Raw genomic sequence first — 15,439 nt, 5'->3', positions numbered from 1 at the left:
GAAACCTGTCAGCTGCCCTGGGCGATCAGCTCGGCCTGCTTGACGATGCCTTCCGCCTGGCGGATCGAGGCGATGTCGATCAGCTTGCCATCCAGCGCGACGGCTCCCTTGCCCTCGGCCTGGGCCTGCTTCATCGCATCCAGAATGCGCCGCGCCTTGGCGACCTCCGATTCCGGCGGCGTGTAGACCTCGTTGGCCAGCGGGATCTGGGACGGGTGGATCGCCCATTTGCCCTCGCAGCCGAGGATCGCGGCCCGGTTGGCCTGCGCCTTGTAGCCTTCCGCGTCGGCGAAGTCGCCGAACGGACCGTCGATCGGCCGCAGCCCGTTGGCACGCGCGGCCACCACCATGCGCGCTATCGCGTAATGCCACATATCGCCCCAGAAGAACTCGCGGGGCTTATCGCCGTCCTTGTCGGTCAGCACGCCGTAAAGCGGGTTGGGTCCGCCGATCGAGGTGGTGCGTGCCCGCGTTGAGGCCGAATAGTCGGCGACGCCGAAATGCAGGCTTTCCAGCCGCGGCGAAGCCGCCGCGATCTCGTGGATGTTCTGCATGCCCAGCGCGGTTTCGATGATGGCCTCGATGCCGATGCGCTTCCTGAGGCCCTTCGCCGTCTCGATCTGGGTCAGCAGCATGTCGACGGCGTAGATATCGGCGGCGGTGCCGACCTTCGGCACCATGATGAGGTCGAGCTTGTCGCCGGCGCCTTCGACGACCTCGATCACGTCGCGGTACATGTAATGGGTATCGAGGCCGTTGATGCGCACCGACATCGTCTTGCGGCCCCAGTCGATGTCATGCAGCGCCTGGACGATGTTCTTGCGCGCCTGCGGCTTGTCGTCGGGGGCGACGGCATCCTCGAGGTCGAGGAAGATCACGTCGGCAGCGGATTTCGCGGCCTTTTCGAACAGCTTGGTGCTGCTGCCCGGTACGGCCAGTTCACAGCGGTTGAGCCGGGTCGGCGCTGGCGTGATCGTCTTGAAGCTCATGGCACCACTTTCCCTTCATCGGTCTGCCGCATCTGCTAACAGCGCCGGATAAACGTGGCAAGACTCAGAAAATTACCCGGATTGTGGCCATTGCGGGTCCGGCCGGTGGGTCAGGCCCGGGCCAGCGGGTGATGCTGCCGCACCAGCGCCTGCTTCCGCGCCTCCAGCACATGGGTATAGATCTGGGTGGTGCTGATATCGGCATGGCCGAGCATTTTCTGCACCGCGCGCAGATCGGCGCCGCGTGCCAGCAGATGGCTGGCGAAGGCATGCCGCAGCACATGGGGCGAGACTTTCGCCGGCGGAATCCGGGCCTGAATGGCGAGATCTTTCAGCAGCTGGCCGAAACGCTGGCGGGTCAGATGGCCGCTCTCGCCACGGGAGGGGAACAGCCAGGGCGAAGTCCGCTTTGGCTGCAGGAAGTCGGTGCGGAAGCCGGCATAGGCCTCCACCGCCTGACGGGCCGGTTCGCTCAACGGGACCAGCCGTTCCTTGCCGCCCTTGCCCCGGATCACCAGGAAGCGCGGATCGTCGCCGAAGGGCGGCCAGCGCAGGGAAACCAGCTCGCTGACCCGCAGGCCGGTGGCATAGAGCAGTTCCAGCAGCGCCGTCAGCCTGGCCGCCTCGGCCGGATCCTCGCGCAGCTCGCGCGCCGCCTGCAGCAGCCGGTCGACCTCCTCCTCGCTCAGCAGCTTGGGCAGGGCGCGCGCGCGTTTGGGGGCGTCCAGCAGCGCGGCGGGATCGTCGCTGCGCAATCCCTCCCGGGCGAGAAAGCGGAAGAACTGCCGCAATGCCGAGAGGCGTCGGGCTGCCGTCGCCGGTTTCAATCCGGCATCGGCAAGGCCCTGCACGTAGCGCCGCAGCGCGGCGATGCCGATGCGCTCCACGCTTTCGCCTTCGGCAGTGAGGAAGCCGGCAAAATCGGCGAGATCGGTGCGGTAGGCCAGCAGGGAATTCTGCGCCAGGCCACGCTCGGCACTCAGCATTTCAAGGAAGTTTTCGATGTGACGGTCGGGCCGCGCCATCGGGCGCTCAGAAATTCCGCAGCAGCGCGGCTTCCAGGGCGATCTGCTGCGCCTCGCGGCCGAGCCCGGCGCCGCGCAGGGCGTTCAGTGCGGTGACCAGAGTCTGCGCATCGGCCATCTCCGTGCCGTGCGAGCCGAGCAGCGCCAGCGCCAGCGCCACGGTTTCGGCCTTTGCCTGCGCCTGCGCGGCGCGGGCAAGGTTGCGCCAGATGGCGGGTGGCGCGCCGCTGCGGGTTCCCGTGCCGGCAGTGGGGGCCAGCAGCGCATCCCAGCGTTCCGCCGGCACCGCGATGCCCGCGCCTTCTGCCAGGGTCAGCAGCAGCGTGACCCGGGCATTGCGTTCGGCCGCGGGCATCTTCTCCATGGTGGCCAGCCAGGCGTCGAAGCGGCTGTCCTGCCACTCAGTCTCGGCGCCGGCGATCAGCAGCAGCGGCCAGGCCTGCGCCACCATCCCGCCGCGCTCGGGCGTCAGTGTCAGCAGTGTGTTGTACCAGAGCCGTGCCAGCCCGACCTCGCCGGCAGCAAGGTTGAGGCGGATCATTGCCGGTGCCGCGGCGGCGGTGCTCTCATCGGGAGTAAGATCGGCGGCGAGTGGCTGCAGAACGGCGGCAGTGGGGAACAGCAGGTCGCGCGCCTGCCCCAGTTCGAAGGCACGCTGCAGCAGGTCGGTCCGCTGCTTCGGCTCGGTGGCGTTCTTGGCGGCCTGGTACAGCGCGGCGGCGGCGCGCGGCGTATGGTCCTTGCCGGCGAGCAGCGCGCTGCGCTGGGCATCGGTGATCTCCACGTTGCCATAGGCTTCTGCCAGTCTGGCCGGAGGGAGCGCGCCGAGGCGGCTTGCGGCCTCCGCTGCAGCGAGCCGCGTATCGGCGTCGGCCTTCTCGTATCCGGCGAGTTCTGCCAGAACCGCCGGCGCGGCGATCTCCAGCCAGTTTTTCGGCACCGGCCGGCCGGCCGCGCGCAGCGTCGCCAGATGCAGCGGGCTCACCGCGTCGCCAAGTCCGTCTAGCTTCACTTTGGTGTCGCCGCGCAGGGCGGCGGCCAGCGCGCTGAAAGCGGCATCGTCGCCACCGCCATCGCGCCACAGAGTGAGCGCCAGATCGCCGCCGGCGATGTCCTTGGCGTGATAGCGGCAGAGCACGATGGCCTTCTGCCAGTAAGGCGCGCCGTCCTCGCGGAGTCCCTGCTGGATCAGTTCACAGGCCCGCATGAGATCCTGCTGCAGCAGGGCCGCATCCACCGGTACCTGGAGAAACACGGTATCTTTCAGCAGGGGCGGCTTCGGCACTGCCAGCTGTCCGGCGGCGTCAACATCGCCAAGCTCGTAGAGCTGCGCGATGCGCCGACCGAGCAGACTCGGCGTTTGCGGCTCGCCGGACGGCACTTCGGCGATGGTCAGCAGCAACCGCCGCTGCAACTCGCGCAGGGCCGGCGAGGGCACGGGCGCCGGCAGCACGCTCAGGGCCTGGGCCGCCTGGCGGCGGGTCGAGCCCTGCCACATATCGGCGCCGAGGCCGCCATTGCCATCGTCCAGCAGGCCGGCCGAGGACGGATCAGGCGCCGTCAACGGCTGGATCACGAAACCGTTCGGCATGGCCGCGGCGGTATCGCCGGGCGGGGTGGACGTATTCGCCGGCGGGACTGCGGGCGTCACGCCCACAGGCGGCACATTGCCCTGCGGCACGGACGGGAGCTGCGGAGCCGCCTCGTTCTGCGGTGCGGTCTGTGCGGGCGATTCGCCGCCATCCGACGGGATCAGCCGGATCGGCTGGGCCGTGGCTTCGGCGCAGGCGGCAGCGGCCAGAAGAGCGGCTAGGCCCCAGCGCCTGGCCTGCAGCATGACTGGCCGCATCGGCTATTTGCCCAGTCGGTCGGCCGGGATCACCTTTTCGACCTTGGCGCGAGGGGCAGGAATGTCCCAGGTGGCAAGAAAGGCGGCGCCGCCGCCGATCAGCAGCACGAGCAGGGCAATGAAGAAGACTGACATGCGGGCCATGCGGCGCGGCTCCGTAATCGGGGCGCAGCCGGCCATCGGGCCGGGACCGCGCTGGAAATGTGACGCGATTGCTTTATTCTGCCGGCATTCTATCGGCGCGGCGCGGCGCAGGCAATGTGCTAGCCCGGTAACGGAGACGATGTGAGTATCATTGCCATGACGCCGGATTCCGCCGGTGAGCAGCATGCAGCAGGGCCCGGACGGGGCGACAGCGGCGAGGTCTCGGAACAGGACGCACCGCGCAGTCTCGTGCTGGTCGGACTGATGGGGGCCGGGAAGAGTTCCGTGGGCCGCCGGCTGGCCCAGGCGATCGGATTCGATTTCGTCGATGCCGATACCGAGATCGAGAAGGCTGCCGGTGCGACGATCCCGGAAATTTTCGCCGAGCATGGCGAGGCTGCCTTCCGCGATGGCGAGCGCAAGGTGATCGCCCGGCTGCTTGGCCAGAAGCGCATCGTGCTGGCGACCGGCGGCGGCGCCTACATGAATCCGGAGACGCGGCGCCGGATCGCGGCCAGCGGCATCTCGATCTGGCTCAAGGCTGATCTCGACGTGCTGGTGCGCCGCTGCGCCCGGCGCGGGCACCGGCCGCTGCTGCAGAATGGCGATATCCGCGGCACGCTGGCGCGCCTGATGGAGGAACGCTATCCGGTCTATGCCGAGGCGGACATCACGGTGATTTCCAGCGACGTGCCGCATGAAGAGGTGGTGGACGAGATCCTGCGGCACCTGCCTGAGACATACCGCGCGCTGGCGGAGAAGGCGGGGCATCAGTCATGACGCAGCATCGGGTTCGCGTGGCGCTGGGCGAGCGCGCCTATGACATTCTGGTCGGCGGCGGCCTGCTGGATCGTGCCGGCGAACATATCGCGCCGCTGCTGCGACGATCTTTCGCCGTGATTGTTACCGACGAGAATGTCGCCGCCCGGCATCTCGAGCCGCTGAAGCGCGCGCTGGCGCAGCAGGGTATCGGCAGCGAAGCAATCATTCTGCCGCCCGGCGAGGCGCAGAAATCCTATGCCGGTTTCGAGCACCTCTGCGAGGCGCTGCTGGCGCTGAAGGTCGAGCGCCGCGATCATCTGATCGCGCTCGGCGGCGGCGTGATCGGCGACCTGGTCGGGTTCGCGGCCTCCGTCCTGCGCCGCGGCATGGATTTCATTCAGGTGCCGACCTCGCTGCTGGCGCAGGTCGATTCCTCGGTCGGCGGCAAGACGGCAATCAATTCGCGGCAGGGCAAGAACCTGATCGGCGCCTTTCACCAGCCGCGCCTGGTGCTGGCCGATGTCGACCTGCTGCGGACGCTGCCGCCGCGTGAACTGCGTGCCGGCTATGCCGAAGTGGTGAAATACGGCCTGCTGGGCGATGCCGAGTTCTATGCCTGGCTGGAAGCCAACGGCACGAAGCTGCTGAGCGGCGATGCCGCATTGCTGGCCGAGGCGGTGGCGCGGTGCTGTGCGCACAAGGCGCGCATCGTTGCCGCCGACGAACGCGAGGAGGGCGAGCGCGCGCTGCTCAATCTCGGCCATACATTCGGCCACGCGCTGGAAGCCGAAACCGGCTATTCCCAGCGCCTGCTGCATGGCGAGGGGGTTGCGGTCGGCATGGCTCTGGCCTTCCGCCTTTCAGGTACGCTGGGGCTTTGCGACGCAGATCTGGCGCCGCGCGTCGAGCGGCATCTCGCCGAAACCGGCCTGCCGGCACGCCTCGCCGATGTGGACGGGGCGCAGGCCTTTTCCGCCGAGCGCCTGCTCGATCATATGAGGCAGGACAAGAAGGTCCGTGACGGCAAGCTGGTCTTCATACTTGCCGAAGCGATCGGCCGCGCCGTGCAGCGCGACGACGTGCCGGTTGAGGCCGTGCAGGGGCTGCTGAGCGAACAGCTGGACCGCAGGGCGGCCTGAGCATATGCCGCTGGCGGCGCTTGCCGAAATTTTTCCCGTCATCGCTCCGCTTTTCGTGCTGGCCGGCATGGGCTGGCTCTGGGCCAAGCGGGGGCGTCCCTTCCAGGTCGAGACGGTCAGCCTGCTGGCGACCAATATCGGCACGCCCTGTCTGGTTCTGCATACGCTGCTGGCGACCCAGTTCGAGCGCAGCATCATCTTCGTCATGCTTCTGGCCTGCGTGCTGGCGCTGGCGGTCTTCATGGCGGCCAGCGCGCTTGCGCTGAAGCTCCTGCATATGCCGGTGCGCACCTTTGTTTCCTCGCTGACATTCCCCAATGCCGGCAATGCCGGGCTGTCTCTCTGCCTGTTCGCCTTCGGCCAGCAGGGGCTGGCTCTGGGTATCCTGTTTTTCGCCGTTTCGTCGCTGGGCAATTTCACCATCGGTCAGGCGCTGATGGCCGGCCGCGGCCAGCTGGGCACCGTACTGCGCTCGCCGATGATCTATGCCGTGCTGGCCGGCATCATCGGCAATCTGACCGACGTCCAGCTGCCGCAATGGATGATGCGCAGCCTGCAGGTTGCCGGCGGCATCGCCATCCCGCTGATGCTGCTGACACTGGGTGTCTCGCTGGCGACGCTGAAGGTGCAGGACGTGCGCAACGGCATCATCCTGTCGGTGCTGCGGCTCGGGATCGGCGTTGCGGTCGGCCTCGGCCTGACCATGCTGCTCGGACTGGAGGGGCCGGCGCGCGGGGTGCTGATCATCCAGTGCGCCATGCCGGCCGCCGTGATCAACTACGTCTTCGCCGCCCGCTACAACCGCGACCCGCCCGCCATCGCCAGCCTGGTCGTGCTCTCGACGCTGATCAGCTTCGCGTCTCTTCCGGCGTTGCTGCTTCTGGTCCTGAACTGACGAACTCGCGCACGAGCCGGCTGCCCATTCCCGGGATGCTCATGCCCGCCCGCGCGACGAAATAGGTCAGGATGGCGCTGCGCACCCTTGAGGTGAGCGTCTTCTCTTTGCGCGCCGGATCGCGGTCGACCAGGCTGGCAAAGGCGTGGCGGTCCAAGCCCTCGGCCCGGCAGATGGCATCCAGCGCTGCCCATTCCAGTCGCTCGAGGCGGATGCTGGTGCGCCCCCTGTGAAGACGGATATTCCGGGTAATCAGACTGGGACCCGAGATGGCGCCGCTATGCTGCGGATTGCGGGTGATTGGCATGCCACAACTCTTAATAGCCCGCCCCGAGTCCAGTCAAATGAAAAGGTTGTAATTCTGGAATTAAGCGCCTGAAAAAGTTGAATGAGAATGACTTTGGTTCGCTCCGGCTGTAGCTGCTATGGCTCCCGGGCGGCGCCGGGTTCATCCGGGGTCAGGGCAGTGATCGCAAGGGCGTGGATGCCTTCTGCCAGTTCCGCCTCCAGTGCCTTGTGGACAAGCCGCTGCCGCTGGACACGCGACAGGCCCCGGAAACCTTCGGCCACCACGAGCAGGCGGAAATGCGTTTCCTCCGGCTGCAGGCCTTTCATCGCCGCATGACCGGCATGGCGGGCCGATTCGTCGACCAGTTCGACGCGCTCCGGGGCCAGTGCGGCGGCGAGACTTCTGCGGATCCGGTCAGCCATGCCCATCGTCAGACTCCATGTGTTCCATAGGAAAACCGCAATTCGGTGCGACGTTAAATCAGCCGCTATTGCCTTGCCAGTGCATCGCCCGGAAACCATACTTTCGCGACCATGAACAAAGCCCGCGCCGCACAGCGCAAAGCCGCTCTTGAAGCTGATCTGGAGGCTGCTTTCGGCCGCAGCCGGCCGAACCGCTGCAATCATCCGGGATGCAGCGAAGAGGGGCTGTATCCGGCCCCAAAAAGCCGGGAACCACGGGACGGGCGCTGGTTTTTCTGTCTGCCCCATGTGCGGCAGTATAATGCCGGATGGGATTTTTTTCGGGGCATGAGTCCCGATGAGATCGAGCGCTACCAGCGCGAAGACGTGCTGGGGCACCGCCCGACCTGGCGGCTCGGGACCAAGCCTCAGCGCGAGGAGCCGCAGGTCTGGGTGAAGGACGATCTGGGCATCCTCGCCGATGTGGGGATCCGGATCGGGGCCGGGCGACGCAAGAGCGAGGCCGAGCTGCGGCTGCCTCCGGATGTCCGGGAAGCGCTGGTGACGCTGGGGTTCGAGCTGGCCAAGCTGACCCTGCCGTTACGAAAAGCCGTGATAAAGGCGCAATACAAGACGATGGTGAAGCGGTATCACCCCGATACAAGGGGTGGCGACCGGGCCGCCGAGGAACAGCTGAAAAGCATCAACCAGGCCTATGCCTTCCTGCAATCGCGCGGTTATACTTGAGCGATTTCCAGGCGGGCCGCTACTCAGGCCCCACGAAAAGGCCAAGCAAGCCACCAGACGACCGAGAGTGAGATGACGGCCCTCCAGACCAAGTCCATTGCCACGCCGGCCACCGATCTGCCGGATATCACCGTTTCCGTCCGCGACGTGTTCGGTATCGACAGCGACATGAAAGTGCCCGGCTTCAGCCAGCCGACCGAGCATGTCCCCGATCTGGACAGCGCCTACCGGTTCGACCGCGAAACCACGCTCGCGATCCTGGCGGGCTTTGCCTATAACCGCCGCGTCATGGTGCAGGGCTACCACGGCACCGGCAAGTCGACCCATATCGAGCAGGTCGCCGCCCGGCTTAACTGGCCCTGCGTGCGCGTCAATCTCGACAGCCATATCAGCCGCATCGACCTGGTGGGCAAGGACGCCATCGTGCTGCGCGACGGCAAGCAGGTGACGGAGTTCCGTGAAGGCATCCTGCCGTGGGCGCTGCAGTCGCCGGTGGCGCTGGTCTTCGACGAATACGATGCCGGCCGCCCGGATGTAATGTTCGTCATCCAGCGCGTGCTGGAAGTCGAGGGCAAGCTGACCCTGCTCGACCAGAACCGCGTCATCCGGCCGCATAAGGCCTTCCGTCTGTTCGCGACTGCCAACACAGTCGGCCTCGGCGACACCACCGGCCTCTATCACGGCACGCAGCAGATCAACCAGGGCCAGATGGACCGCTGGAGCATCGTCTGCACGCTCAACTATCTGCCGGCCGAGGATGAAGTCGCGATCGTGCTCGCCAAGTCGCCGACCTATACCGGCGAGGCGGGCAAGAAGACGGTGCGCAACATGGTGGCCGTGGCGGAACTGACCCGCGCCGGCTTCATCAATGGCGATATCTCCACGGTGATGAGCCCGCGCACGGTGATCACCTGGGCCGAGAATGCGCGCATCTTCGGCGATGTCGGCTTTGCCTTCCGGCTCACCTTCCTCAACAAGTGCGACGAGCTCGAGCGGCCGATGGTGGCGGAATACTACCAGCGCTGCTTCGGCGAGGAGCTGCCCGAGACGGCGGCGAAGGCCGATCTCAGGTAAGGCATATCCGGCGCGATGGCCAAGCCAGAGAGTCCCGCAGAACCGTTCAAGCGTGCCCTGACTGCCGCCACCCGGGCGATCTCCCAGGACCGTGACCTCCAGGTCAGCTTCGGTCCGGAAACGCCCGGACTGCGCGGCAAGCGGGCCCGCCTGCCGGTGCCCGGTCGCGACCTGCCGGCGGAAGAAGTCGCGCAGATCCGCGGCATGGCGGATGCGATGGCCCTGCGGCTGCGCCATCACGACGATGCACTACATTCAAGGCTGCTGCCGCAGGGCGGCACGGCCCGTGCGGTATTCGACGCCATCGAACAGGCGCGCGTCGAGGCGATCGGCGCCAACCGCATGTCCGGCGTGGCGAAGAATCTGGCGGCTGCGCTGGAAGACCGCTGCAAAAGCCGCGGCTATGCCAAGGTCAAGGACCGTTCGGAGGCGCCGCTCGCCGACGTGGTCGGCCTGATCGCGCGCGAACGCCTGACCGGCGAGAAAATTCCGGAATCGGCCCAGAAGATGGTGGCGCTGTGGCGCGACTGGGTCGAGGAGAAGGGCGGCGAGGATCTCGACCGGCTGTTCGAGAACATCGACAGCCAGCGGGCTTTCGCCAAGGTGGCCCGCAAGCTGATCAAGGATCTCGATCTGCTTGATGAGGACGGCAACGACCTCGACGAGGAAGACGAGGGCGAATCCGAGGACAGCCAGGGCGACCAGCCGCAGAGCCAGTCCGAGGGCCAGGATTCCGAGCAGGGCGAGGCCGCCAGCGCCGGCATGGACCAGTCCGACGCGGCTGATGCGTCCGGCGGCGAAGCAGCCGAGATGGAAGCCGAAGCCGGCATGGAGCAGGAGGTTGCGGGCTCCGGAGAAGAGGCCGGCAAGGGCCGCCGTCCGCCGCAATCGGATCTCACCGGCCATAACCGCGAGCCGACCTACAAGGCATTCACCAAGCAGTTCGACGAGGTCATCAGCGCCGACGATCTGTGCGACGCCGAGGAGCTCGCGCGGCTGCGCCATCATCTCGATCAGCAGCTCAGCCACCTGCAATCGGTCGTCGGCAAGCTGGCCAACCGCCTGCAGCGCCGCCTGATGGCGAAGCAGTCGCGCTCCTGGCATTTCGACCTCGAGGAAGGCATCCTCGACGCCGCCCGTCTCGCGCGCGTGGTCGCCAACCCGACCCTGCCGCTCTCCTACAAGCAGGAAAGCGATACCGAATTCCGCGACACCGTCGTGACGCTGCTGATCGACAATTCCGGCTCGATGCGCGGCCGCCCCATCACCGTCGCGGCGATGTGCGCCGACATCCTCGCCCGCACGCTGGAACGCTGCGCGGTGAAGGTGGAAATCCTCGGCTTCACGACGCGTGCCTGGAAGGGCGGCCAGAGCCGCGAGAAATGGCTGTCCGAGAACAAGCCGCCGCAGCCGGGTCGTCTCAACGACCTGCGGCACATCGTCTACAAGGCGGCCGACGCGCCGTGGCGGCGCGCGCGGCGCAATCTCGGCCTGATGCTGCGCGAGGGGCTGCTGAAGGAGAATATCGACGGCGAAGCGCTGCTCTGGGCCCACGACCGCCTGCTCGCCCGGCCCGAACAGCGCCGCATCCTGATGGTGATTTCCGATGGCGCTCCCGTTGACGACTCGACGCTGTCGGTCAATCCGGGCAACTACCTCGACCGCCATCTGCGCGAGGTGATCGAATGGATCGAGCGCCGCTCGCCGGTCGAACTGACCGCCATCGGCATCGGCCATGACGTCACCCGCTACTACAAGCGCGCGGTCACCATCGTGGACGCTGAGCAGCTCGGCGGCGCGATGATGGAGCGGCTGGCCGAACTCTTCGACGAGACGCCGGCTGCATCGCAGCCGCGCGGCCCCGGACGATCCCGCCGCGCCGCCTGATTCCGCGGCCTACCGCTTCAGCTTTTTCAGCGATGCCAGCAGGTCGCCGAGGCCGGCCTTCGCGGCTTCGCTCAGGCCCTGTTCGCCCTGCGGCCCGGCCTCCGGCGTTGCCAATCCGGCCGTGATGACCGGGCGATCCAGCACGCGGTTCATGGCCGCCAGAAGCTGCGGCAGCGCGATCGGCTTGGCGACGTAATCGTTCATGCCCGCAGCAAGATAGGTTTCGCGGTCACCCTCCATGGCATTCGCTGTAAGCGCGATGATTGGGATGCCGGAGCATCGCGCCGGCAGGCTGCGGATCGCCTGGGTCGCGGCGATGCCGTCCATCTCGGGCATCTGGACATCCATCAGCACGAGATCGTAGGGCGCCTTCTGGACCTGTTCGCAGGCCTCGATGCCGTTGGTCACTACGTCGACCTGATGGCCGATCTGCCGCAGCATCATGCTGATCACCATCTGGTTCACCTGATTGTCCTCGGCGACCAGCACGCGCAGCGGGCCCCGGGCCGCCGATGCCGTTGTTGTCTCGGCCGGTGCCGCCGGCGTCGCCATCTCCACCGGCGCGCCTTCCGGCAGCAGCACGGCGAACCAGAAGGTGCTGCCCTGTCCGGGCTCACTGGTGACGCCGATCTCGCCGTCCATCAGCTCGACCAGCTGCTTGGAGATCGCGAGACCAAGTCCGGTGCCGCCGAAGCGCCGCGCGATCGAACTGTCGGCCTGGCTGAACCGGCTGAACAACAGGTCCAGCTTGTCGGCGGCGATGCCGAGGCCGGTGTCGCGCACCCTGAAGGTCAGTCGGTGCCGGCCGTCCGGTTCCGCCGCGCTCTCGACGAGAATGTTGACCTCGCCCTTGGCGGTGAACTTGATCGCATTGCCGAGCAGGTTGAACAGCACCTGGCGCAGCCGGCCCGGATCGCCGTTGAGGAAGCGCGGTGCGTCGGGTGAGAGCCAGCTCGACAGCCGCAGGCCCTTCATCACGGCGCGCGGGTTCATCATCGACACCACGCTTTCGATCAGGTGCGGCAGGTCGAAATCGATGGCTTCGAGATCGATGCGGCCCGCTTCCAGCTTGGAGAAGTCGAGGATGTCGTTGATCAGCGTCAGCAGGTGCTCGGCCGAGCCGCGGGCAGTGGTCACCAGCTTGTGCTGGTGCGGCGACAGCTGGGTGTTGAGCAGCAGGCCGATGGTGCCCAGCACGCCGTTCATCGGCGTGCGGATCTCGTGGCTCATCATGGCGAGGAATTCCGACTTCGCGCGGTTGGCGCTTTCGGCGCGGTCCTTCTCGATGGCGAAGCGGTCCGCCAGTTCGCGCAGCTGGAAGGCCTGCTGTTCGACCTGGCGGTTGGCAGCCTCCAGTTCCGAGACATGGCGCTGCAGCGCCGCCTGCTGGCTCTTCAGCGCCGTGATGTCGCGGGCGATCGCCACGATGCCGCCATCAGCGGTGCGCTGCTCCTGCACCAGCATCCAGCGGCCGTCGGTGGTCTGCCGTTCCATGACCGGGCCGGGATTGCGGTGCGTCCGCAGGCGCTCCTCGATCCATTCTTCGACATCGCCGTCGATGACGATCTGGCCGCGGGCGACGGCGCCGCGCAGCATTTCCTCGAAGGTGGCGCCGGGCCGGATCAGGTTCTTCGTCGCCGGATAGTAGTCCAGCATCCGCTGGTTGAACATCACGACGCGGTCGTTCCTGTCGTACAGCATGAAGGCTTCGGAGATCGCCTCGATGCCGTCGCGCAGCTGCCGCTCGGCGCGCTTGATGGCGGTGATGTCAGTGCCGATGCCGACGATGCCGCCATCGGCGGTGGGGTGTTCGCGGACCAGCAGCCAGCGTCCGTCGGGCAGGCGCCGCTCGATCGGGCCCGAGGGGTTGCGGTGGTCGGCCTTGCGGTCGGCCAGCCAGGTTTCCAGTTCCCTGCCGCCGGTATCGAAGACGCCGCGCTCGACGCCGACGCGCAGCAGTTCGTCGAAGCTGAGGCCCGGCTCGATGATGTCGGCCAGCACCCAGAAGTAATCGACGAACCGCTGGTTGAAGAGGCGGATCCTGTCCTCGGAATCGTACAGCACGAAGCCTTCGTTGATGGCGCTGATGGCGTCGCGCAGGCGCTGCTCGGCCAGCTTCAGGTCGGTGATGTCATCGATGATCGAAATGACGCCGCCATCGGCAGTGCGCCGCCGCTGTATGCGCAGCCAGCGGCCGGGAAACACCTCCGCGTCGATTGGCTTGCCGCTCGGATTCCAGAAATCCTTCCGCAGCGTCTCGATGAAGTTGTCGAGATTGAGTCCCGGCGCCAGCCGATCGCGGTACTGCGCGATCAGGCGCATCTCCTCGTCGTTGTGGGTGCCGACCCTGACCCTGTTGGGGTCATGGCCGGTCAGGGTATAGAAATGCCGGTTGACCATGACGAGATAGCCGTCGCGGTCGTAGAGCGCGAAGCCCTCGCCGAGCGCTTCCACGGCATCGCGCAGCCGCAGTCCGGCCAGCTTGAGATCGGTGATGTCGGTGACGACGGAAATGGTGCTGCCGTCCGCGGTCCGGTGCCGCACGCTGCGCAGCCAGCGCCCGGGCAGGTACTCCCGGTCGATCGGACGGCCCGTCGGATGGCGCTGCTGCATCCGCAGTGCCTCGATATAGGCGTCATGGTCGACGTCGGGCCAGAAGGCCTCGCGCCGCCTTCGCACGATCTCGATGATCTCGTCGTGGTTGATGCCGGGCTTGACCACGTTGGGGTCGTGGCCGGTCAGCTCGTAGAGAGAGCGGTTCGCGAGCACGAGGCGGTTGTCCGGCCCGTAGAGCGCGAAGCCGTCCGACAGGCTGTCGATGGCGTCGCGCAGCCGCTGCTCGGCCCGTTTCAGCGCGGTGACGTCGGTGACGATGTCGACGGCGCCGCCGTCGCGCGTCGGACTCATCGAGAAACGCAGCCAGCGGCCATCCCTCAGCCGGGCCTCGAAGGAAAAGGGTTCCCGGCGCCGGAACAGCGTTTCCTGCCGGAGCGCCAGATGGCGCGCGCGACGCTCTGCGGTGGAAGCCGCGCCGAATTCGTCGGCCACCGCCAGCATGACATTCTCGAAGGGTATAGGCAGCTTGCCGGCAAACTGCGCAAGCGCGGGCAGCAGTTCGACGGCCTGGCGGTTGAAGCGCGTCAGCCGGTTCTGATGGTCGTAGAGCAGCAGGCCATCGCCCATCGATTCCACTGCATCGCTCAGCAGCATCTCGGCCGCATGGGCGCGATGGATCTGGCGGCGCAGCATGGCGAGGAAGACCATCGCCGCTGCCGCTGCGACGACGATGGCGAAAATGCCGGACAACACGTTCTGGTACCAGGTCGCCAGAATATCGGCGACCGAAAGGCTGCTGGAGACGACCAGCGGCAGGCCGCCGACGCGCCGGTAGGCGACGTAGCGCTGCGCGTTGTCGGACTGCCGGGTTGCGAGGAATACGCCGCTGTTCGACAGCTTGAGGTGCTCGGTGAACAGCGCGAGGTGGGCGGCCGAGCTGCCGGTGCTGAACTCGTTGAACGGTACGCGCGCGAGCCGCGTGCCGTCCTCGTGATACAGCACCAGCGCGGCATCCTCGGTCGGCTGCGCCGCGCGGTAGAAACTGTGGAAGTAACCGGGATCCACCGCGGCGACGATGACGCCGCCGAAGCTGCCGTCGGGCTTGCTGAAGCGGCGGCTGACGCTGATCGCCCATTTGCCGTTGATCCGGCTCTGCACCGGTTCGCCGACGAACAGGCCGGCATGGGCATTGGCGACATGGATCCGGAAATACTTCCGGTCGGCGCCGTTGAACGGCCGGGGCGTCAGGCTGTCACTGTCGATGATGGTGTCGCCGTTCTCGTCGAGAACCAGGAAGGCGCGCACCTGGGGCAGTTCCGCGAGCCGGGCATTCATCCGCTCGCGCAGCGCCGACAGGCCGGTCAGCGGTGTGGCGCCGGCCATGCCGCTCAGACCGTCGGCGTGGCTGAGCAGGAAAATGTCGACGGCGCCGAAGGTACGGCTGGCATGTTCGTCCAGCGCGGTCGCCAGCGAGCGGACTGCCCCCTGGCCGCGCGCGATTTCCTGGCCGTATTGCTGATAGAGATGCCAGCCGAAGACGCCGGCCAGGATCAGCAGCAGCATGCAGACAAAGAAAATCGAGGCCCGGATCGCATTGGCCGGGCTGCTGACCCGGGACTGGGTATCCGGGATATCGCTGGCGGTTCTGACCGGCATATGCTGCCATCCCATTCGACGCGCGA

The 15,439-nt window shown here is 66.9% G+C and carries 13 protein-coding genes; 6 read left to right on the top strand and 7 right to left on the bottom strand.

The window, feature by feature from the left end; translation table 11 throughout:
• Positions 1-8 precede the first annotated feature (8 nt).
• The 4 genes from VKZ87_RS07145 to VKZ87_RS07130 all read right to left on the bottom strand — a co-directional run bounded on the left by VKZ87_RS07145 (position 9) and on the right by VKZ87_RS07130 (position 4,007).
• Positions 9-989 carry a CoA ester lyase gene (locus tag VKZ87_RS07145; protein ID WP_324220559.1) on the bottom strand — a complete coding sequence of 327 codons (981 nt, stop codon included), beginning with the start codon at positions 987-989 and terminating at the stop codon, positions 9-11.
• Positions 990-1,099: 110 nt separating this feature from the next.
• Entirely contained in the window at positions 1,100-2,014 is a 915-nt protein-coding gene (gene xerD / locus VKZ87_RS07140; RefSeq protein WP_324220558.1) for a site-specific tyrosine recombinase XerD, read from the bottom strand.
• A 7-nt stretch (positions 2,015-2,021) separates the two neighbouring features.
• Entirely contained in the window at positions 2,022-3,851 is a 1,830-nt protein-coding gene (locus VKZ87_RS07135; RefSeq protein WP_324220557.1) for a hypothetical protein, read from the bottom strand.
• 15 nt (positions 3,852-3,866) lie between these two features.
• On the bottom strand, positions 3,867-4,007 hold the full coding sequence (locus VKZ87_RS07130; RefSeq protein WP_324220556.1) for a hypothetical protein: 141 nt from the start codon (positions 4,005-4,007) through the stop codon (positions 3,867-3,869).
• A gap of 141 nt (positions 4,008-4,148) precedes the next feature.
• Between VKZ87_RS07130 and VKZ87_RS07125 the strand changes: the two genes are divergently transcribed.
• The 3 genes from VKZ87_RS07125 to VKZ87_RS07115 are packed head-to-tail and all read left to right on the top strand — an operon-like array spanning position 4,149 to position 6,803.
• Positions 4,149-4,787, top strand: coding sequence for a shikimate kinase (locus VKZ87_RS07125; RefSeq protein ID WP_414655632.1), 639 nt, complete (start codon positions 4,149-4,151; stop codon positions 4,785-4,787).
• Positions 4,784-5,908 carry a 3-dehydroquinate synthase gene (aroB, locus tag VKZ87_RS07120; protein ID WP_324220555.1) on the top strand — a complete coding sequence of 375 codons (1,125 nt, stop codon included), beginning with the start codon at positions 4,784-4,786 and terminating at the stop codon, positions 5,906-5,908. The genes VKZ87_RS07125 and aroB overlap by 4 nt, the downstream gene beginning before the upstream one ends.
• Before the next feature lie 4 nt (positions 5,909-5,912).
• Positions 5,913-6,803, top strand: coding sequence for an AEC family transporter (locus tag VKZ87_RS07115; protein WP_324220554.1), 891 nt, complete (start codon positions 5,913-5,915; stop codon positions 6,801-6,803).
• On the opposite strand, the gene VKZ87_RS07110 is transcribed toward VKZ87_RS07115, so the two are convergent.
• Complete coding sequence (locus VKZ87_RS07110; RefSeq protein ID WP_324220553.1) at positions 6,757-7,110, bottom strand: ribbon-helix-helix domain-containing protein; 354 nt, start codon at positions 7,108-7,110, stop codon at positions 6,757-6,759. The genes VKZ87_RS07115 and VKZ87_RS07110 overlap by 47 nt on opposite strands.
• Before the next feature lie 116 nt (positions 7,111-7,226).
• Positions 7,227-7,514 carry a BolA family protein gene (locus tag VKZ87_RS07105; RefSeq protein WP_324220552.1) on the bottom strand — a complete coding sequence of 96 codons (288 nt, stop codon included), beginning with the start codon at positions 7,512-7,514 and terminating at the stop codon, positions 7,227-7,229.
• A 327-nt stretch (positions 7,515-7,841) separates the two neighbouring features.
• On the opposite strand from VKZ87_RS07105, the gene VKZ87_RS07100 reads away from it, so the two are divergent.
• The 3 genes from VKZ87_RS07100 (at position 7,842) to cobT (ending at position 11,201) form a co-directional block, all read left to right on the top strand.
• On the top strand, positions 7,842-8,240 hold the full coding sequence (locus tag VKZ87_RS07100) for a J domain-containing protein (RefSeq protein ID WP_324220551.1): 399 nt from the start codon (positions 7,842-7,844) through the stop codon (positions 8,238-8,240).
• Between the two features lie 72 nt (positions 8,241-8,312).
• A complete protein-coding gene (cobS, locus tag VKZ87_RS07095; protein WP_324220550.1) occupies positions 8,313-9,314 on the top strand; it encodes a cobaltochelatase subunit CobS in 1,002 nt (333 codons plus the stop codon).
• A 15-nt stretch (positions 9,315-9,329) separates the two neighbouring features.
• Entirely contained in the window at positions 9,330-11,201 is a 1,872-nt protein-coding gene (cobT, locus tag VKZ87_RS07090) for a cobaltochelatase subunit CobT (protein ID WP_324220549.1), read from the top strand.
• A 9-nt stretch (positions 11,202-11,210) separates the two neighbouring features.
• Here the strand turns inward: cobT and VKZ87_RS07085 are convergent, their stop codons facing one another.
• Entirely contained in the window at positions 11,211-15,413 is a 4,203-nt protein-coding gene (locus VKZ87_RS07085; RefSeq protein WP_324220548.1) for a PAS-domain containing protein, read from the bottom strand.
• Positions 15,414-15,439 lie beyond the last annotated feature (26 nt).

This window comes from Ferrovibrio sp. (assembly GCF_035304305.1).
Classification (GTDB): domain Bacteria; phylum Pseudomonadota; class Alphaproteobacteria; order Ferrovibrionales; family Ferrovibrionaceae; genus Ferrovibrio.
This window is presented reverse-complemented; position numbering and strand designations above follow the sequence as displayed.

Coding starts and splice junctions, on each gene's coding strand:
- aroB (WP_324220555.1), top strand. CDS start 4,784: ATGACGCAGCATCGGGTTCGCGTGGCGCTGGGCGAGCGCGCCTATGAC.
- cobS (WP_324220550.1), top strand. CDS start 8,313: ATGACGGCCCTCCAGACCAAGTCCATTGCCACGCCGGCCACCGATCTG.
- VKZ87_RS07145 (WP_324220559.1), bottom strand. CDS start 989: ATGAGCTTCAAGACGATCACGCCAGCGCCGACCCGGCTCAACCGCTGT.
- VKZ87_RS07130 (WP_324220556.1), bottom strand. CDS start 4,007: ATGGCCCGCATGTCAGTCTTCTTCATTGCCCTGCTCGTGCTGCTGATC.
- VKZ87_RS07100 (WP_324220551.1), top strand. CDS start 7,842: ATGAGTCCCGATGAGATCGAGCGCTACCAGCGCGAAGACGTGCTGGGG.
- cobT (WP_324220549.1), top strand. CDS start 9,330: ATGGCCAAGCCAGAGAGTCCCGCAGAACCGTTCAAGCGTGCCCTGACT.
- xerD (WP_324220558.1), bottom strand. CDS start 2,014: ATGGCGCGGCCCGACCGTCACATCGAAAACTTCCTTGAAATGCTGAGT.
- VKZ87_RS07110 (WP_324220553.1), bottom strand. CDS start 7,110: ATGCCAATCACCCGCAATCCGCAGCATAGCGGCGCCATCTCGGGTCCC.
- VKZ87_RS07105 (WP_324220552.1), bottom strand. CDS start 7,514: ATGGCTGACCGGATCCGCAGAAGTCTCGCCGCCGCACTGGCCCCGGAG.
- VKZ87_RS07115 (WP_324220554.1), top strand. CDS start 5,913: ATGCCGCTGGCGGCGCTTGCCGAAATTTTTCCCGTCATCGCTCCGCTT.
- VKZ87_RS07135 (WP_324220557.1), bottom strand. CDS start 3,851: ATGCTGCAGGCCAGGCGCTGGGGCCTAGCCGCTCTTCTGGCCGCTGCC.
- VKZ87_RS07085 (WP_324220548.1), bottom strand. CDS start 15,413: ATGCCGGTCAGAACCGCCAGCGATATCCCGGATACCCAGTCCCGGGTC.